General features: G+C 43.9%; 14 protein-coding genes. 4 read left to right on the plus strand and 10 right to left on the minus strand.

Features of this window, described 5'->3' with window-relative positions; genetic code table 11:
* Positions 1-6: 6 nt before the first annotated feature.
* The 6 genes from AB4484_RS01670 to AB4484_RS01695 form a co-directional block, all read right to left on the minus strand.
* A complete protein-coding gene (locus tag AB4484_RS01670; protein WP_048615391.1) occupies positions 7-1,320 on the minus strand; it encodes an HlyD family type I secretion periplasmic adaptor subunit in 1,314 nt (437 codons plus the stop codon).
* Entirely contained in the window at positions 1,313-3,478 is a 2,166-nt protein-coding gene (locus AB4484_RS01675; RefSeq protein WP_372076148.1) for a peptidase domain-containing ABC transporter, read from the minus strand. Before AB4484_RS01675 ends, AB4484_RS01670 begins: the two co-directional genes overlap by 8 nt.
* Entirely contained in the window at positions 3,475-5,121 is a 1,647-nt protein-coding gene (locus AB4484_RS01680; protein ID WP_372076150.1) for an ABC transporter transmembrane domain-containing protein, read from the minus strand. Before AB4484_RS01680 ends, AB4484_RS01675 begins: the two co-directional genes overlap by 4 nt.
* A 152-nt stretch (positions 5,122-5,273) precedes the next feature.
* A complete protein-coding gene (locus AB4484_RS01685) occupies positions 5,274-5,909 on the minus strand; it encodes a CatB-related O-acetyltransferase (RefSeq protein ID WP_050633019.1) in 636 nt (211 codons plus the stop codon).
* Between the two features lie 420 nt (positions 5,910-6,329).
* The gene (locus tag AB4484_RS01690; RefSeq protein ID WP_372076152.1) at positions 6,330-7,442 is read right to left on the minus strand and encodes an NADH:flavin oxidoreductase; all 1,113 of its coding nucleotides are present in this window, start codon (positions 7,440-7,442) and stop codon (positions 6,330-6,332) included.
* A 276-nt stretch (positions 7,443-7,718) separates the two neighbouring features.
* Positions 7,719-8,354 carry an SDR family oxidoreductase gene (locus AB4484_RS01695; RefSeq protein ID WP_372076154.1) on the minus strand — a complete coding sequence of 212 codons (636 nt, stop codon included), beginning with the start codon at positions 8,352-8,354 and terminating at the stop codon, positions 7,719-7,721.
* 231 nt (positions 8,355-8,585) lie between these two features.
* On the opposite strand from AB4484_RS01695, the gene AB4484_RS01700 reads away from it, so the two are divergent.
* Positions 8,586-10,403: a winged helix-turn-helix domain-containing protein gene (locus AB4484_RS01700; protein ID WP_372076156.1), complete on the plus strand. Its 1,818-nt coding sequence runs from the start codon at positions 8,586-8,588 to the stop codon at positions 10,401-10,403.
* Between the two features lie 102 nt (positions 10,404-10,505).
* Here the strand turns inward: AB4484_RS01700 and AB4484_RS01705 are convergent, their stop codons facing one another.
* The 4 genes from AB4484_RS01705 to AB4484_RS01720 all read right to left on the minus strand — a co-directional run bounded on the left by AB4484_RS01705 (position 10,506) and on the right by AB4484_RS01720 (position 16,719).
* Positions 10,506-11,627: a phospholipase A gene (locus tag AB4484_RS01705; RefSeq protein ID WP_372076158.1), complete on the minus strand. Its 1,122-nt coding sequence runs from the start codon at positions 11,625-11,627 to the stop codon at positions 10,506-10,508.
* Positions 11,628-11,631: 4 nt separating this feature from the next.
* On the minus strand, positions 11,632-12,312 hold the full coding sequence (locus AB4484_RS01710; protein ID WP_372076160.1) for a hypothetical protein: 681 nt from the start codon (positions 12,310-12,312) through the stop codon (positions 11,632-11,634).
* Between the two features lie 126 nt (positions 12,313-12,438).
* Entirely contained in the window at positions 12,439-15,486 is a 3,048-nt protein-coding gene (locus AB4484_RS01715) for an efflux RND transporter permease subunit (protein WP_086774801.1), read from the minus strand.
* Between the two features lie 9 nt (positions 15,487-15,495).
* Positions 15,496-16,719: an efflux RND transporter periplasmic adaptor subunit gene (locus AB4484_RS01720; RefSeq protein ID WP_372076162.1), complete on the minus strand. Its 1,224-nt coding sequence runs from the start codon at positions 16,717-16,719 to the stop codon at positions 15,496-15,498.
* Between the two features lie 172 nt (positions 16,720-16,891).
* On the opposite strand from AB4484_RS01720, the gene AB4484_RS01725 reads away from it, so the two are divergent.
* From AB4484_RS01725 to AB4484_RS01735, 3 genes are all read left to right on the plus strand, one after another.
* Positions 16,892-17,152, plus strand: a complete 261-nt coding sequence (locus AB4484_RS01725; protein WP_050645612.1) for a hypothetical protein — start codon at positions 16,892-16,894, stop codon at positions 17,150-17,152.
* Between the two features lie 145 nt (positions 17,153-17,297).
* Complete coding sequence (gene aspT, locus AB4484_RS01730; protein WP_372076164.1) at positions 17,298-19,016, plus strand: aspartate-alanine antiporter; 1,719 nt, start codon at positions 17,298-17,300, stop codon at positions 19,014-19,016.
* 148 nt (positions 19,017-19,164) lie between these two features.
* A complete protein-coding gene (locus AB4484_RS01735; RefSeq protein ID WP_050633009.1) occupies positions 19,165-20,763 on the plus strand; it encodes a bifunctional aspartate transaminase/aspartate 4-decarboxylase in 1,599 nt (532 codons plus the stop codon).
* Positions 20,764-20,808 lie beyond the last annotated feature (45 nt).

The following is a 20,808-nucleotide window of genomic DNA, read 5'->3' on the forward strand; positions in this document are numbered from 1 at the left end:
TAACGATCACCTTTCACCAAATGCGACACTCACATTGGTGTAGATCGGTTTCCATAAATACTGGAACACAGATTTTTCACCGGTTGTGATGTCTACCTCACCCGTCATACCTGGCAAAATAGAAAAGCTCTCTGGGTTATCGCGGAAGTATGGCGTATCAACCGACACTACGACTTCATAATAGATCTCGCCACGCTCGCTTTGACTGGTGGTCGGTGAAATACTCTCAACCGCCCCTTTTAGTGCACCAAAGCGGCTGTAATCAAACGCATCAATCTTGATACGAGTCGGCTGCCCTACACTCACAAAACCAATATCTCTTGGCGACAAACGAGCTTTAAAGTCGGCTTTCCCGCCAACAGGAACGATTTCGACCACAGTGCCACCCGGCTGAATAACACCACCGTTTTGCGTGCTTGGCAGGCTTTGCACCAAGCCTTGTAGCGGTGACACTAACATAGTGTTCGTCAATTTAGCTTGGCTTGAACGAACTCTGGCATTCAGTGCTGATAAGTCAGATACGGCTTTAGAACGATCGTCACTGACCTTCGCCTTTGCCTCTGCTAAAAGCTGTTCAATTTTTTGCTCTGTGCTGTCTGCTTGCTTGATTAACACAGCTTTCTTACCACGAGCTTCTTCGATTTTCTGTTCGATACTGGCCAGTTTTTGTCGCATTTCAAGCACACGTAAACGTGAAATGTTACCCGCTTTATAACCCTTCTCCAGTATGTTCAACTCTTGCTTGGTCGCATTCAGCTCTTTCTCGTAGCTAGGCAATGACTTGTCTACACTGCGAAGCTGCTCTGCAATCTGCTCGCTCTCTTTCTCAAGTACCACACGCTTTTGAAAATAGAGGGCTTTTTGTGCGTTCAGCTGCGCTTTTTGTTGGCTAACGATCTCTGGGTAATCGACCTCGAACTCAGCAAGGTTTGGCTCACGCTGTTCTAGCAGCGCATTCATACGTTCAACACTAGCTAGAAGCGTCACTTGTTGAGATTTCAATTCTTCAAGAGCGGTACGTTGGAAGGTCGCATCAAACTCAACAAGTGGCTGACCTTTCTCGACAAGCTGTCCTTCTTTAACGAGAATTTGCTTTAACTTACCGCCAATCGCGCTTTGAAGTACCTGCTTCTCGCCTTCTGGAATAACTGCGCCTTTGGCTTTAGCAATTTCATCAACTTGGGTGACGACAGACCAAGTGGCAAAAGCGATAACACACAAAGCAACTGACCACGTCGCCAATGCCAATGTACGAGCCGTATTTTGTGATTCAACAAGTTCACCGTAGCGCTTGCCCTTCTCGATAGATTGTTTAGCCATTAGCGACTCCTTGCTTAGACTCTGATTTTTCTTGGGAAGCTTGAGGCTCTGAAGGCTGTTCCTGCTTCGAAGACTGCTCCGGCTCTAATGGACCGGCATAAACCACTGATCCTTCATTTAATACCACCACTTTATCGGCAAGCTTGATTAAATCCGGATCGTGGGACGTGTAGATCACCGTTGCTTTTCCTTTTTTCGACTGCACAAACTCACCAAATATACGTTTAGCATTTGGGTGAGCATCAGGCACAGGATTATCCATTAAGAACATTGGGTAGTCATAAACCAGCGCTTTTGCATCAATGAGGATCTGCGCGACGCTGCCAGACAACATGTCAAAAAGGCTGTCCGGCTGAATACTGCTGATGGAAGTATCGAGCCCACCTGATAATGTCTCGAACCAACGCTTTCCGCCGACCATTTCAATTGCAGAGATCATTTTCTGATCTTCGACTTTGTGACCGTCGTTTAGCCACTCTCGAATACTCAGCGTAAGCAAATCAGGATATGCGGCTCGAATGAAACACCAGTGGCGATAAAGCTGCGGATCGTATTGAACGAGGTTAACGCCTTCAAGCTCGACCATCCCGTTTTGGATAGGCTGCAAGCCAGACAGCACTTCAATTAATGTTGATTTACCGCTCCCAGAAGGGCCGGTAATCGCGACAATTTCACCGGCTTCAATATCAAAACTCACACCATTCAAGGCAGGGCGACTCTGTTTGGGATAGCGCAGTGTCACTTGGTCTAATTTCAAGTTAGGCGCTACCACAGGTAACGGGTGATGCTGGTAACTGAATTCACGCTCAGACGGCTGAGACAAAATACGGTTGACTTGCAGCTTGGATTGATTAAAGCTATTAAAACGCATCGCACTGTTTGCCAACACCTGAGCAGGACCCGTTACTTTAGATATCAACATCATTGAAGCAATCAAACCACCAGGGGTCATCACTTGTTCAAAAATAAGTCCTATTCCTAACCCCATCACGGCGAGTGTCGAACCCACACCAATGAAATAGTAAATCGAGGTGTAACGGCTCTGGAGAACCGATTGATTAAAGGTCACTGTTGAAGCAAGAAGATTGGCCTTTTTGAAACGTTGAATCCAGTGCTCTGAGAATCCAGCACTGCGAATAAAGGCAAGCTTGGATGACAGCTCATTAGTCATGTTTTGACGATTCGTACCTGCCACTGTCGATTGCATAGAGCGCTTGCTGCTAGAGCGTATCGAGCGTTTTGCTAGCAAGTAATAAAGGATTAAAGAGACGACTGGAACCAGTACCAACCATCCGCCTAAAACACCTATCGCAAGTACAAAAATAAGAATGAATGGTAAGTCAAATAACGCATTTCCTAATGGCCCCGATAGCACACCTGAAATACGCTCTGACAACATCACTTGGTTTTGCTGACTAGAAGAGGCTGTTTGCTGATTTTGAGCATAGCTATTTCGAAGCAGACGCTGCACGAGGGATTGAGAAATCTCACGACTGACTCGGTTGGAAACTGAAGCAAACACTCGGCTACGTAATGTTCTCAACCAACCCATCATTACAAACAACAACGCCGCGCCAATGGCGATACCTTGCAACTCATGCCCTGCATCACCACCAATCACATGGTCATAAATCGACATCGTGATGAAGGGAACAGCAAGCGCAAATAAGTTAGTGATAAAGCTGACCAATAACAATTTAGGAATGATGGGACGAAACGCATGTAACCTTTCGCCAACCCAATCAGGAGAGGCCTTCTCTAATGGTGGCCCTTCGATAACAATACAAAACTGAGGGATATCGGTGATGTCGTCATTGGCATTAAAGGCAACAAATTGCTTGGATTCTAAATGACCAGAGACCAGCTCATGTTCACCAAGTACCAGTAAGACCAATTTATGTTCACCAACTTCATCTAGGTTGGCAACCAAGCGATAAGGCAGTGCAAGCCTGTCGAACAAGGCAAACATATCGTCGATTGATTCAATGCCATTTTCATCGACCCATTGATGTGCGAACAACTGGATATTCGCATTCACTTCCAACTGTTTAAGGACAGAAAGGCTCTCGGTTTCTAAATGGTTCATCACCTCTTGTCGACCATTCGTATCTGTACGGTTGTTCGTATCTGAAGGGTTACCAGTATCTAAACGATTCATACGACGGCCTCCTGGTTGTTCTCGCTGTCGACAGCAATAGTTCGACTTTCCACTGTAATGATTCGATTAGCCAATTCGCGAAGTTTAGAATGGTAGCTCACCATCAGTATCGTGCGTCCTGCCGTCACTTCCTCTTCCAGAACCTTAGCTAGGTTTCCGAGGGCATCTAAATCAAGCGAGGAATCTGGCCTTTCTAACATGATAATGGGCTTATCACTTGCCAGTTGAGTTGCGATATTGAGCATTTTCACGTTGCCCATACTCAGCAGAGACGCACTCGTATGGCCAATTTGTGTTTCTAGTCCATCAGGTAATCGAGTGATTTCCTTGGTTAAACCCAAACGCTTAGCATAGTCACTGGCGCTATGTGTTCTCTCAGGATCAAACCCGCACAAGTTGTCGAGAATAGTACCCGACACCAACTGCCCTTTAACACCGCAGTAGGCCGCAATGTTGGTTACGGATGCGATTGAAACGGCAGCTCCGTTAATGAAGCACTCACCCGCTTTTAGATCATCAATACCTGCAATCGACGACAATAAATGACTGTTGGTGTGGCGATCCTCACTCTCTAACAATACCAACTCACCTTTATTCAGTGTGACATCTGCATGAGAGAGTTCACCGTATCTTTCAACGGTCGCTTGCTTGATTTCCAACGTCTCAAAGTCAGATAAGTGGTTCTCAGCTTGCTCAGAATCTGAAGAGTCCGATAGTGATAAGTCATTCAATTTTTCTATTGCCTGATTGGCACTGTGTATTGAATTAAGCTTGATTCTAACCCCAACCAGAGCACTCAAAGGCGCAACCGCTCTGCCCGATAAGATAGAACATGCCGCCAATCCACCTGTGGTTAACTGGCCATCCAACACCCATAAGCTGCCAGTAATCACGAGTAAAACTGACGTCGCTAATGCTGCAAGCTGAATACACTCTTGAGCGAAGGCATTCTGTTCCTCTTCTCTCGCTTTAGACTGAGAACGAACATTATTGAGGGATTTAAATTGATTGAAGATTCGAGACTCAACAGCCTGACGTTTGATTCCTTGAATGGTTTGGCTTAGCAAAATTAAAAACGCTTTTCGCTCCTGCTCATCTTGGGAAGCTTCTTCACTTAGGCTTTTAACGCGAATAGAAGATAACCAAACAATTCCGAGAGTAATCAGCCAAACTGCCAAAGGTATCGCCACCAGCTCACCGCCGATGTAAGCCACCAAGCCCAAGAAGATCAAGGCGAAAGGCAAATCAATAAAGCCTGCAATCACACCACCGGAATACCAATCTTTGACTTTGGATACAGAGCCGAGTCCTTCTTCTACACCGCCAACACCTAAATGACGAAGATGGCTTGATGAAGCATTAGTCACCCTTTCAACCATGGTTTGATAGGTCGCTTTCTCGGTATTACTGGCCGCAGCAGACAAAAGCCAAGTTCGCACAAACCGAATTAGCGCTTCCATAGCGACAGCCAACGTCGCACCCGCTAATAACAGAGTGGCAGTCCCATAACTCTGGTTAGGTAAGATACGATCGTAAATTTGTAAAACCGTTAGCGGAACGGCGAGAGAAAGAAGATTTATGAGCAAAGAAGGCAGTAGGACTTTCCCCACCACCCCTTTGTTTTTCATTGAACTTGCGGGCATACACAATCCTTATCCATGCTTATGAAATAAGATTGGTACACCATATTGGGTATTGCAAGGTAACGAACTGATTTAACGTGTTTTTCAAGATAAATATGACACAGGTCTTTTTAGACAAATCTGTGACGATATCTGTACCTTATAAACGCTCCTTACAAACAATTGTCGTAATCCGTTATTGCCTGCTTTAACTTTGAAAAGTCTGAGTTACACAAATATGGTTTCAGTGCTTCAAACTTCTCTTCTGGCCACTCGTATATTTTGAATGAAATGAGCTCATCAATAACGGACTCATCAAAGCGGTATTTGACGACTTTAGCTGGGGAACCACCGACAATGCTGTAGGGAGCGACGTCTTTAGTCACCACACTATTCGCTGCAACTACGGCGCCTTCGCCAATCGTCACGCCGGGCATCACCATCGCTCGCATGCCTAACCACACCCCATCTTCAATGTGAGTATCGCCTTTGCCGATGTAGGCGTCGTCGATGACATCCATAAATGGATACAGTGAAAACCAATCGACTCTGTGTGTATGGTTGCCGCCCATTAAAATCACAACCTCTGCGCCAATACAGACATAATCACCGATATAGAGTTCGTCAATTTCCCATCTAGGCTCCCACTGGCGGCTGACTTCGTCGCCGTGTAAATAGCGAACTACCGATTGTTCAAAGCCGTTATCCCAGCAATCGCTGTAATAACTGTGTTGACCTTTTACGTGAATATTGGGGTTGGTTACGACTTCATGCAGCAACTCGAATTTGGACCAATGCTTCTTTTGCATTTTTACCTCTGAATGATCTATTTAGTTTTATTCGTTTCAATATCAAAGTGTTCGACGATGCAAATCCAAGGTGCGCGAACTAACGCCCTATCAACACAGGGTTCACTGGGATGAATAGTGAGTATCACGCTTAAATCATAGCAAAGTCGCTAAAACTAAAGAGTCGTCAGTGGATTCGAGGTTGCTTAAGAAGAGGAAGTAATTTCACAGTTTGCTCAGTTTGTTATCGATAACTTGGTTGGATAATTTACAGGCATAGTGTATCTGTTTAATCGCGCCAATTTGACAGGAAGATGTGATTAATAAGGTTTCAAATTTCGTTTCATAGAATACGGAATGAATAGAGCCTGCGCGATTACACAGGCTCAAACTTAGACTCGGCTATAAACTTCGGCTCTCGCTTGAAGCTGGGTTCAGCGACTACATGCGAGCAAGCTGTACTTTTCTGTCTTTATTCACCACGCAGAAGTTACCGCGCTTAGTGCGACACTTAGAGCATCGTTCGCATTCAACAGGGCTTCTATCCCCTTCCTTCCAACGCTTAACTAAATGCGGTTCAGAAAGCAGCGGTCTTGAAAGCGCGAAGTATTCAATGCCAGTGTTGTTTGCAATCGCTTCGATAGCATCAAAATCTGTCAGGCCACCAACCGTGATCACAGGGATATTAACGTCTTGGCTGATCGCGTGACCATACTCATGGAAGTAGCCTTCAGCTTGAATGGTAAAACCATCGTGTGACTCGCCAATCATAGTGTCTGCTTTGCCATGAATATTACCTGACACTACAATTCCATCCACGCCCACTTGTTCAAGCTTTTTACACACAATACGTGTTTCGTCGAAGGTCACACCGCCTTCAAAAAACTCCGAAGCTGTAAGCTTAACTAAGATAGGGAAATCATCTCCAACCAACTTACGCGTCGCGATATAGATCTCTAACAAGAATCTCATGCGGTTTTCTAAGCTACCGCCGTACTCATCTTCACGTTGGTTGTAATAAGGGCTTAAGAACTGGTTAATCAGATAAGTGTGAGCGGCATGAATTTCAACGCCATCAAAACCTGACTTCTGAGCTCTCAAAGACGCTTGAGCAAACGCATCAACAATGTAGTCGATCTCGTCTTTGGTCATCGCTTTGCCTAGTGTTTGAGTTCCTTTTTCTGGAACCTCACTTGGTGCGTAGATCACTCGTTCGCCAAGATCATGCGTGGTTTTTGTGCCACCATAAGCCAATTGCATGACGATTTTAGAGTCGTTGTCATGAACAAGTTGAGTCAGCTTTTGATACTCTTCAATGAATGAGTCGTTATACATCCCCATCATGCCCGCATTCGGCTTTTCTTCTTCAACGATGTTCGCGTAACCCGTCACGATCAGGCCAACTTCACCTTGAGCCAACTCTTCATAGATAGCGTACAGTTTATCTGTCATATGCCCATCTTCGGTGGCCATATTTTCCCACGTTGCACTTCTCATGAAGCGGTTCTTTAGTGTCATCTTGCCAATGTGGGTTTCTGTAAACAAAGTGCTCAAGTGTCTTCCTCTCAAAATCGTATTACGCGAGTTACCCATTAAGCATGGGCACTGATTCAGGCGGATACTACAGAGAATAAGACAGGGAAAACTTAATCTAGATTAAGAGAGCGGCACTCTCATATGGAAAAAGGCAGAAAGAGACAGCAAAAGATGAGAAAAGAGAAATTAGAGGAAACAAAGGAAGTAAACAGAAGCCACTTAGTTTCACTAAACGGCTTCACAAATTTATAGGCTTATAGCTTGAAGACTTTATTAAAATCAGACTTAACAGCGTTATCCATATTTAACCGTAGGATCAACACACTGATAGATCTGCCCAATGCTCGCTTCATTGGTAAAGAAGGCTTCGATAAGGCGCGCCACTTCTTGTCTGTAAATCACACCATGAACTTCGACCTGTTGGGACAGCTCACCATTGCCAGTTACCTCGCCGTCTATCAAGCCACCCGGACGTAAGATGGTGTAATCCAGAGAGCTCGAGGCTAACCAAGCTTCAGCCAACGACTTTTCACGAACTGCTGCGCCAAACCCTTTTCTAGATCGCTCCGACAAATACTGCCAAGAGTCACCACAACCCAACGACGTTACCAGTATAAATCGAGCGATGCCATTGGCTTCAAGCGCATCTGTTAGATGTCTGTGTCCAATGTAATCAACAGGAATGTCAGCTCTGAAGCTGCCCATGCTAGAAACGACAAGTGCAGATTTAGGTAACTGAGCGACCACAGATTCAACTTGTTCTTTATCGGTAGCATCACAGCGTAGTGTGGTGATACCAAGTTCAGCTAAACGCGTGTTCTTCTCTGGGTTTCTCGCAACGGCTATCACTTGATAATCTTGTTTGTGAAAATGCTCAACGATTGCAGCGCCTAGCCCACTTCCTGCTCCCCATACAACGACCGTACTCATAAAAAACCTCATAATATTCATGTTGTAGTGATACTAACCAGACAATCTAAACCGTTCCTTTATCGAGATCAATAAATGAGAATAAGTCTCAATATTATTTTTAAGTTTTTGCTGGTTCTCACTAATCTACTCAAAAGCACGACCATGTATCATAATTAGACATTGGTTAATTGAATTGCCCCAACATGTCTACTAAAGTAATTTTAATACAATGACTTAGTCTCGGTGGTTATGAAAAAAGAACGCATTCAATATTCTTTCGACGTGTGGTTGTTTATTCCTGATGAAGACAAACTCATCATGAACGAAGAAGACGTGATTATCGACAATCGCTTGTCTAAGCTACTCAACTTTTTCTGCCAAAATCCTAAGATCGTATTCTCACGAGATGAGCTCATTAATGAAGTCTGGAATGGCTCAATCTTGACGGATCAGGTGATCACGCAAGCCATTTTTGAACTGCGAAAAATACTCAAAGCGGCTGAACGACACTCCATGGGACACATCATCACCGTGCCCAAACGCGGTTATAAATTGGATGTTGATGTCCACAAAACCATCTTGGTGCCTGCTAGCGTCACGACAAATACCGTGTCCGTTGCAGATGTAGAGCCCTCTCCTTCAATTCAGTCAGAAGCACCAGATACGTCGCCAGTTTTGGATGAGGATAAAAACCAACAAATCGAACCCAAAGAGAGTTCAGTCGAACCCACCTCAGAACAACCTGCTTCGCAAGAACCTACTAAGCCTGTTGATTCAAAACCTAGCAATTCGAGCCATGTCCATTCAAGCCATACCGATTCGAGTACAGTTCTGCCCATTCAACAATCCCCTGTAAATAAAACGGCTAACGACAAACAAGCGCCTATTGCAGCAAATCAACCTAAAAAAAGACCGTCGCGTACAGTGATGCTCGGGGGCGTTTTAGTTATCGCGCTTGGACTTATTTGGTGGATGTTAAAACCGACCAGCTCTACATCAAACGACTCGAATTTAAGTGGTTTAAATACCGCAGCTAATGAATCAAACCAACCACTCGCTGACTCAAATCAGTTAACGAAACAAAGTCGCTCTAACCAGACGACAAGCAGTCAAAATGTAGATGCCCATAAAGCACACGAATCTGTTCACTACTTGTCTTTAGAACCTAGATATATCTACGTAAGTATCGATGACAACTTGAAGACGGATGCCTTTAAGCGTGGGATTATCCATAAATTAATGAGCTACTTGACCACCTATCGCGATTTTCGTGTCGTAGTCGATGAAACCTTGGTGCCGAATTCAGCCAATGTGATCAGTTTCAAGAGTGAAATCGATGGTGACAGAGAATACCTTGATATCACCTACTTCAACCGAATTTCTAACTTCAGACACCTAGGTCGAGATTACCTGATTGACCCAGCTTCACTCCACACGACCATGCGTTCAATGCTCGATGACCTATTGGATTCATTTAATATGGATATTCAAAAATCGATATTGAAGCAGCAAATATCCGAGTTACCCAAACAAGAAGAAGCCTTAAAACTTACCCTTGAAGCGCTCGGGCTCACCTTCATGACGTTAGACAGAACCGACACCTTATCTAAGATAGCCCAAGCCAATGAGCTAGAACCCGACAACCATTTTGTTATGTCGAGTCGCTACATGTATGAGCTTGCTGATATTTTTATATTGAGATCGAAACATAAGAATAAGCAGGTTGAAGCGCTCAATAAGAAATTTAAAAAGCAGTTATTAAATGCTCAGAACAATGCTAACTCCTACCGAGTCTATGACGCGTTAGCAGCCTACTTCCTCACTGAAGATGATCCAGACCAAGCCGATTACTACCTGAACTTGATACCGAGAAATGAATACAGTGTTATGTCCATGATTATATTGGCAAAAATTGAAGAGTCTCAAGGCAACCCTTCAATGGCAGAAGAATACTACTATGAAGCGATATTGGAATCTGGTCACTCTGTGGTTTTGAAAGTCGCCCAAACCATGTTTTTCAAAAGTAACGTCACCGAGATTGAATCCAAATTGGGTATCAACCAATGATTAATAAGGCAAACACACCGCTTACTCAGGCGGTGTGTTTTTCTGTTATCCCTGAAATAAGTAATCGTTAATCGCTAAATCTTTGATAAAAAGCGATAACCGCTACAACGCATTGGTTAGCAGAATACCCACACCAATTCTTTCACTGTTGTAGTCATAATCAATCAAGCTTTCTCCATAGCCTTTGTAGTACTGGACATACCCTTGAAGCCGGCCATAAAGAGGAAAGCTGAGTGATGTCTGTATTCCGCCATAACCGGTTTGAAAGTTATAACGACCCAATGCTGAAACCTCGAAACCATCCCATTTGTAGGCGCCAGACAATTCGTAGTGACCGAGATAATCTTGAATATCAGGGTTGTCATCGCTACTGCTCGATTCTGGGATTCGGTACCAAGGCTGGAAGTAAATCGCAAAATCATCTTCGGTATACCCTAGCCCAACATAAGCGCGGTTCCAGCTGCGACTAAGCTCTGCCGTTCGTCCATTAGATTCATGCTCTAAACCTAAGCGCGAGAACCAAACACCATCAGCTGACTCGATATTCAAAGGTGTTTCATAGAAGAGTTCTGGGCGATAGTTGGTCTCTCTAAACGGTGCCGAGATATCAGAAGAGTACGCCTGCCAAAATGATTTGAGCGTAAAACCAAAATAGATTTTGTCTGCTTGATTAAACACGCCATCATCGACCACCGGAATTTTTAAACTTAACTGCAGTTTGATCTCTTCATCACTGAGGTCATCCGCTTTACCTCCGAATCGTTCATCCCCATAGGGCTGTGTATTCACGTTAGTCATGTGAGTCACTGGCAAAATGTAGTTCAAACGATAAGGCGTTATAACAAACGGGTTATCTTCGGTTGTGTACTCCATCTTCAATCGCGGGACTTTAGACTCAAGTGCACTTTCGCTGATTGAGTCTAAACCGTCTTCGCTGGTTTCACCCGAAAACTTATTCTCGGGTGTTTTGTTTGATATAATAGCTTCTTGGGATGCGCATTGCTGCTTTAACCACTCAATACTTTGTTGATTGGTCGCTTTGGTCAATGAAGACAAGATACATTGCTCATAGCCCGCTCGTTCATCAGCACCGCTAGTATTAGCATACGCTGAAGCATTCACAACGAGGCCGATAGCCAGTAGAGCAAGCGTGTTTTTGTGTCTAGCTAGACTTTCACCAATCCCGATGCGTTTACTAGCGCTGTTCTGTTTACGAGCTTGCATCACACTACCCTTGTTTTTTATCGAGATAAGTCACTTCAAAAGCAAAGTCGACTGCTTGTTGGGTAATTTGCTCAAGGTTTTTATCGAGCATATCTATGGTGATTTCTGATTTGTCGTTCTCAAGTACGCCATTATCGTTAACAACGAAAATACGGCGACCAATGAGCTGCGATGAATCATGATCTTTCAAATCCACACTCGCCAATATACGAATCGAACGGTCACGAGTACCTGCCGCATATTTAATGGCGCCGATAACAGAGCCCACAGGGATAAACTCAGTCACACGCATGTCTTCTGGAATATCATTGATGTCATAGAGCATCACGCTTATATCGAGTTCCTTATTGTCCAACAATACGTTCTTGTAGCCCTGTAATTTAGTCGCGAGCTTCTCGTCCATTTTCTTGTGGAGCTGTGTTTTGAATTGAGACTGAACCAGCTTTGATACTCGCTTGTCAATCCCCGAACTTTTTATGCCAACGGTCGTAAATTCAAACTCATTGAAGTGAAGTGAACGGCTGTCTTTGGCTATCCACGATACCCCTTTCATGTCGTCATCAAACTGACTATCAATGAAGTAGTGGTTTGAGTCGACGCTCTGTATTTCTTCTTTATCTGGCATGTTGCTTGAACAGCCAGCAGTGAATAAAACGATCAATGGGAATAAGTAATGTAGTTTCATGTGAACCTCTAATTTTCTAAATTTTGAGTGCACGAATCCCTAAGCGATAAGGCTCATAAATTGGGATTCGTGTTGATTAAGCTTCTATGTGTATCGGCCGACCAAAATAACCAGCCAGATAACGGACTAAACTTCTTGCTCTTGCCCGCGGTGATCCGCAGCCAAGTAGGTGTATATCGTTGGTACAACGAACAGGGTGAATAATGTACCCACCGACATACCCACCGTGATGACTAAACCAATCGAGAAACGGCTTTGAGCACCGGCTCCGCTTGCAATCAGGAGCGGTACAACACCGACAACCATGGCTGCTGTGGTCATCAATACTGGTCTCATTCGAACAGTCGCAGAACGAATAGCTGCTTCACGTCGGCTGCATTTCAATTCCTGTTGCATTTGGTTGGCAAACTCCACAATCAAAATACCGTGCTTACTGATCAAGCCTATCAAGGTCACCAGCCCCACTTCGGTGTATATGTTGAGCGTATCAATACCCAAATACAGTGGCATTAAGGCACCAAAGATAGACAGTGGCACACTGGTTAATACCACTAGTGGATCTCGTAAGCTTTCGAACTGCGCTGCCAATACCAAGTAGATGATCACAAGCGCTAGGAAGAACGTCGTAACCAGTGAAGAGCCTTCTTGTAGGAACTGTCTCAATTGGCCTGAAGTATCCGTCGTATAAGACTTAGGCAATATCTTCGCCGCCCCTTCTTCCATCACTTTATAGGCTTCCCCGATACTGATTCCCGGCATCATTTTCGCTTCAATCATGGCGCTGTTAAGCTGTTGAAATTGATCCACTTTCGATGGCTGCACTGATTGGCTAATTTCAATCAATGACGCCAGCGGTACCATCTCATTGGTGTTAGAGCGTACGTGGTAGTTCTTCAAATCATCCCAAGAGTTACGGTTCTCGTTAGGTACCTGAGTGATAACTTGGTAGCTGCGCTGATCCATCGAGAAGTAATTCACGAAGCCTTCACTGATAAAGCGAGACAACACGGTACCGATGTCTTGAGCGTTCACGTTCATCTGAGCGGCTTTATCGCGGTCGATGCGAATCTCTACCTGTGGTTTATTAAAATTCAGGTCGTTTTGTACATAGATGAATTTGCCACTCTTTTGCGCGTACTCTTTCAGTTTTTCAGCGTACTGATAGAGATCCTGATAAGAACCCGTTGGCGTTTTCAGAACCATCTGGAATGGCAGACCTTGCGGCGTACCTGGTAAATCTGGTGGAGAGAAGGTATACACCTGCAAACCCGGTAATACAGAACTCTCTTTTTCGAAACGTTGCATTACCTCTTTTGCCGTTGCTTCACGCGAATCCCAATCTTTCAAAACACCCAAGCCAAAGAACGCATTGTTGTTCATGTAACCGTTATCTAGCATGGTCATTTCGACTTCATCGTTCTTGCTGATAGAGTCAATCAGAGCCGGAGTAAAGTGGCGAATGTAATCGGTATTCGCTTGTGCAGGACCTTGTCCCATCACAATCATCACGCCTTGATCTTCTTCAGGTGCCAGTTCAGATGAAGTATTCATAAACATGAACACCAAACTGATCAGCAGCGTTCCTACCACAGGCCAAATATAAACACGGTTGTTCAACACATGTTCGAGCACTTTACGATAGCGCTCTGTTACGCCTTCAATTACCGCATCGATTTTCTTAACCAGCTTTCCATCGAGAACCGACTTATTAAGCAGTTTTGAACACATCATCGGCGTTAGCGTTAAGGCGATGAAACCCGAAATTAATACTGAACCCGCCAAAGTGAATGCGAACTCAGTAAACAGCTTACCGGTGAGTCCTCCCATGAAACCAATAGGCGCATACACTGCGGCCAATGTAATGGTCATCGCAATAACCGAGCCTGCAATTTCACGTGCACTGTCTATTGCGGCCTTAATTGGGCTGGTGCCATCTTCTAGGTGACGAAATGTGTTTTCTACAACAACGATGGCATCATCAACCACCAGCGATATCGCTAATACCATAGCAAGCAGCGTCAACAGGTTAATACTGAAACCCATGCTCAACATGAAGAACATAGAGCCAATCAATGACAAAGGAATCGTTACAAGTGGTATCAACATCGCTCGCATTGAGCCCAAAAAGGCGAAGATAACGATGACAACGATCAGCGCAGCTTCCATTAAGGTTTTCGCTACTTCATCAATTGAGGTTTCGATAAACTTAGTTGAGTCATAGATTACGTCCGCTTTAATACCGTCAGGTAGGCCTGCTTGGATCTGCGGAAGCAATTCGTAAATGCCTTCAACAACGGTTAACGGGTTCGACGTTGCCGTATTGCTGATCGCCGTTGATACGGTAGTCACACCATTAAACTCAACGTCTGAGTCATAGTTTGCTGCGCCTAGTTCAACCGTCGCCACATCTTTCAAGTGCACCAGTTGCCCGTCGTGCGCTTTCAAAGACATGTTCTTGAAATCGTCTACTGAACTTGAATCGGTATGAGCGTTAATATCAACTTCGATATAAGGGTTTTGCAACTTGCCCGCCGCACTCACAATGTTATTTGCACGAAGCGCGTTTTGAACATCTTCAGCCGTCAAACCATATGAAGCCAGTCTTTGAGGGTTCAGCCAAATTCGCATTGCAAAATCTTCTTGCCCCAACATGTCGACCTTTGACACCCCCTCAACAGTAGAAAAAGTCGGCTTAACCACACGGCTCACATAGTCCGAGACTTGCTCCGTCTTCAATGTGTCACTCGAAAATGAAACATATAAGATCGGAGATTGAGACGTCGATTTAAGAATACTTGGATCCAATACGCCCGATGGCAGCTTATATTTTACTTGCTGCACGAGGGACAAAATCTCAGTCAAAGCACTATCCGATGGATACCCGAGCTTCAAATAAACCGTAATAACCGACTTACCCAGAGCACTATCCGATGTCATGTAATCAATGCCCGCTGTTTGGGCAATTTCTGCCTGCAGTGGCTGCGTCACGTACCCTTGAACGCTGGATGCACTGGCACCTGGATAACTCGTTGTAATGGTAATAACGCCCGTTTCAATTTCTGGATATTGACGCACTTGCAGTGATGTAAAGGCTTTAAGACCTAGCACCAACAGTACAAGGCTTAATACCGTAGCCAAAACTGGACGTTTGATAAATACATCAGTAAATGTCATGGGAGTTTCCTAGTTACTTTGCTTAGTGCTTTTGTCAGTGATCAGCGGATGTTGGTTGTTAACCAGAACCCATCCACCATTCTTAAGTTGGTGTTGGTTTGAAGTCACAACCACATCTCCTGCTTTCAAGCCCGAAACCACACCAACATAGCCACCTTGTTTAGGGCCGACTTCGACAGTGCGTTGCACAACCTTGTATTCATAGAAGGGTGATGCATCTTTGCTTGTGTGTTCGCTGGCCTTTTTGGTCGACGTATCCAACACAAACACGGTATTCCCGTATAAGGTGTAACTGATCGCAACAGAAGGCACCGCCACGATGGTGTCCGATTCCGATGTGATTAACGTAGCGTCGACATACATACTCGCTTCTAACGGCACAGCTTGGTTAGCCATGGCTCTCAATTCGATATTGTGCGTGTTGCTGTCTGAGCTCGGTTCAATAGCAGAAATAGTGCCGTGAAAGACTTCGTCGTTGGTTGCTTCTGAATAAAACTGTAAATCCTGCCCTACCTTCACATCGTGTAAATAAAGTTCTGGAATAGAGAAATCGACATATTGCTTTGATTTGTCTTCCAGCTCGACAATCGCTGTGCTTGAATTAATAAAATCACCCACATCGATATTGCGAATCCCAACACTGCCAGAAAATGGCGCTTTCACTTTCATGTAGTCAATTTGCGTAGCAATATATTCGAGCTTTGCACCTTCAGCATTAAATTGAGCTTGTAGCTTATCAACCGAATTTTTTGAAACGCTGTTATTTCTAAGGAGCAATTTATTTCTCATCAATTCAACTCTTGCCAATTCAACTTTGGATTGCTGGCTCTTATAGTTGGACTTCAATAACGCATCATCCAATTTAACAAGAACATCCCCCTTGTTTACTTGCTGACCTGAAGTGAAGAGAATTTCTTTTACTTGGCCTGACATTTGGCTCGTCACATCAATAGATTGATTAGAGTGAATGTTACCAATGACTTTCAAGCTTTTATCCCAAGTATCTTGATTTACTTTTTCCGTTGTTACAGATATAGCTGGCAATTTAAAATTAGCGACCTTCTCTTTGATCATTTCACCTTTTACATAATGAAAGCCAAATACAAAAGACAGTAATATAAAAAGAGCTGACCCAACAATAACGCCTTTATACTTACTCATGTGTTCACCTTGTTTTTTAAGTCTGGTCATTCTATCTATCGACACTGCCAATAAATCAAAATCATATAACATCCACCACATCTTATATAAAATAAAAATAAAACCATCTAAATCAACAACTTACATAAAAACCACCAATCGACACTCAATTTTTGTTTTATTGCTATTTTATTTGAAAATGATTTATCTATTTTCTCGATCGATATAATTCTCATCGTTCCTTAAACAATTAAACGAGTTAACTATGTCGAATCAAATTAATCACACTAAAGTCGCTATTAAAGAAAAAATGAAACGTATATATGGAGAAGATGTTGTCCATAAGCACAATAAAGACCATTTAGAATATAGAGAGCATCAACCCTCTCATTCTGGTCAACATGGTGGCGACCCAGAAGGTCATAAGCATTTAGTCAACCACCATTCTGATGGTCATCATAATAAGCATCACAAAGATAAAATGCATGACCACAAAAAGTCATCACGACTGCATCATAAAAAGTAGAAACCTGGCTTAATTCCAGATCATTAAAAATAAGCATTAGATCAATTCATCAACCAAATATGGATTAATGCTTAATCAAACGTTAAACCAAATTAAAAAATGAAATAGCGAGTCAATGGCGATGCTATTTCATTCAAGGATTACTATGTCATTTATTATTGAACAACTTAGAGACTATCCATTTATAGCGCTCTTTTTATCACTCGGTCTCGGTTACTTAATCGGTAAAATTAAAATCGGTAAGTTTGAATTAGGTGGAATCGCAGGTTCACTGCTTGTTGCTGTAGCACTTGGTCAGATCGGTGGTATCGCGATTTCAAATGAAGTGAAAAGCATCTTCTTTGCTTTATTTATTTTTATGGTGGGTTACAACGGTGGACCACAATTCTTCTCGTCATTCCGCCTCTCTTCACTCACACGCTTATTCGCTTCGTTTGTGATGACGCTTGTAGGATTAATCACAGTTGTGTTGCTCTCTAAATGGGCAGGACTAGATAAAGGTTTAGCGGCGGGCCTTGCGGCTGGTGGCTTAACACAATCGGCAATCATAGGTACTGCAGGTAATGCTATCGATCAGCTGAACCTAGCACCCGATGTCACCTCAACACTTAAAACAAATGTTGCTGTGGGTTATTCAATCACCTACATCTTCGGCTCTCTTGGTCCGATTCTAATGATGTCACTCATTCCAATGGTAATGGGTTGGAACATAACCAAAGAAGCGAAGAAGCTTGCGGAAAAAATGGGCGCAGGCAGCAAGCAGCTGAACGAGGGTGAATTCTCTGCATTGAATCGCGTATCTTCTCGTGCTTATCAAGTGACCGCGAACTCTATGTTTGTTGGAAAAAGTGTTGTCGAGTTAGAAGAAGCATTCGATGCCGACCTCACTATTGAAGCGATCTACCGCTCACAGAAAGACACAGAATCAACGTTAGATTTGGCGAAGAACCCTATTTTAGCGGCGGATGACAAAGTTTACCTAACTGGTCTGACTCAAGCATTTCCTAAAGTGACCTCGCTGGGTATCGAACTCGGTGAATTTAGTGAAGAAAGCAATGTTGTCCAAACACAACAGAAGGTCGTACTCACGAATAAGAAACTAGCGGGTATTACGCTACGTAAGCTTCACGATGAAACGAACGCACGTATTCGTCGTGGTGTTTATATCACTCAGCTATCACGCATGGGTCATGATATTTCGACATTGCCAGAAACTGAACTTCACATTGGTGACGAAATCACCTTAGTTGGACAAAAAGAAGACATAGCTAAAGTCATCAAAAAAATTGGCTACAACAGCCCACTGCCTAGTGTTACTGACTTCGTAACAATGTCTTTCGGCATGGTGCTTGGCTATCTGATTGGCGAGATTGGTTTCACTATCGGTGGTTCTCATATCGCTCTAGGTTCAGGTTTAGGTTGTCTGGTTTCCGGCCTACTTGTGGGCTACCTAAGAATGCGTACACCTCGTTTAGGCAGTGTTAACCACGGCGCAGCCAACTTTATGCAGACATTCGGCCTTGCAGTATTTGTTGCGGTTGTTGGTATTAATGCAGGCGCTCCAGCGCTGACGGCAATCAAAGAGAATGGCGTAACGCTTTTACTGCTAGGTGTGTTGGTCACTCTAATTCCTCAAGTACTGACGTTCCTATTCAACTACTACGTACTCAAAATCAAAAACCCAGTAGAAGCGCTAGCGGTTATCGCGGGTAGCCGCAGTGCAAACCCTGCATTCGCATCGCTACTAGAAAAAACACAAAACAGCACACCAGTACCGAGTTTCACGATGACTTATGCGGTTGCCAATATCTTCCTCACCTTATGGGGTCCGATCATCATCAACCTAATTACCAAAATCTCGTAATCAACACCGAATCAGCCAATTGATGATTCAACTTATTCATTAACGATTTAACACAGTAGCTAGCCAAGCAGGCTAGCTGCTCAAAGAAATTAACTTACTTATATATCCAACAAACTTGGATCTTAAACAAATTTAAAGAGAAACGACTATGAAACGCACAGATGAAAAACGCCTAGAAACACTAAGCCCATTCGAAGTAAAAAACACACTGATCGACCTTGCTCAGCATTCACATGAGAAAACCATGATCAACGCTGGTCGTGGTAACCCAAACTGGGTCGCGACAGCGCCACGTGAAGCCTTTTTCCAATTAGGTATGTTTGCACTAGAAGAATCAAAATCGAATTTCTCAGGGTATGAAGGCTTTGGTGGAATGGGAGTTCAACAAGATATTAGCCTGCGCTTTCTTCAGTTTTGTGAAAAATACGAAGACCAAGAAGGTGTGCAATTCCTCATTGAAGCCTTCCAGTTTATTACGGATCAATATCAGGTAGACGGTGATGCGCTTATTTATGAATGGGTTGAGGGGATTCTAGGTAACAACTACCCAGTGCCTGATCGCATGCTCAAATATTCGGAACTCATTGCTCGTAAATACATTGAGCAAGAAATGGCGGGGTCGCAGCCATTACCTGCTGGGAAGTTTGACCTATTTGCTGTTGAGGGTGGCACAGCGGCCATGGTTTACATCTTTAACACGCTAAAGAGCAATCGACTATTGAACCCTGGTGACACCATCGCGATTGGTGCGCCGATTTTTACTCCGTACATTGAAATGCCTGAGTTAGAAGATTACGCGCTCAACAAAGTAGAAATCATGGCGGATGAAGCGTCTGCATGGCAAATTCCGGATTCTGAGTTAGAAAAGCTGAACGATCCAAGTGTTAAAGCTTTCTTTCTCGTTAACCCAAGCAACCCAGCTTCGGTTCGATTAAGCGATGAGACACTCTATAAGATTGCCGAGGTTGCTAACCGTCGTCCTGATCTCATCCTTCTTACAGATGATGTTTATGGCACTTTCGCTGATAACTTCACATCACTGGCAATGCTGGCTCCGAAGAACACTATTTTGGTGTATTCGTACTCTAAGTACTTTGGTGCTACAGGCTGGCGTTTAGGAGTGATTGGCGTACACGAAGACAATAATTTCGACCGCATGATTCGAGATCTTCCAGAAGACACTCGAAGCACGTTAACCCAGCGATACCAAGGCATTGCACTTGAGCCAAGTAAGATTAAGTTCATTGATCGTTTGGTGGCAGACAGCCGTGCAGTGGCATTGAACCATACTGCCGGTCTTTCAACACCTCAGCAGATCCAAATGACCATGTTCTCGCTGCTGTCTTTGATGAAGGATGGCGAAGAGTACAAACGACTCGCAAAACAAATTGTGCGTCGTCGCTACCACACTCTGATGCAGAAGAACTTAGCCGCGCCAATCGTTGCTGAAGGCGATCAAACCGGTGCATTCTATTACGTGGAGATTGATCTAAAAGAGATTGCTCAAACGATTCACAGCAACGATTTCTTCGCATGGTTAGAAGAAACGTATGAGCCGCTGGATTTCTTGGTTCGCCTTGCAGAAGAACATGGCGTGATTGTGATGCCGGGTGCGGGTTTTGATGCGCCAACGTGGTCTCTGCGTGTGTCTCTCGCGAACCTAGAAGAAGCTCAATACGCAAATATCACTAAAGCGATGAACGCGGTAATGCAGAGCTATGTTGAACGTTACGAAGCGGCTTGCTAACACGACCTCAACACTAGAAAGCTCATAGAAAAGCGATAAATTCTG

It is taken from the genome of Vibrio sp. 10N.261.46.A3 (assembly GCF_041472995.1).
Classification (GTDB): Bacteria; Pseudomonadota; Gammaproteobacteria; order Enterobacterales; family Vibrionaceae; genus Vibrio; species Vibrio coralliirubri.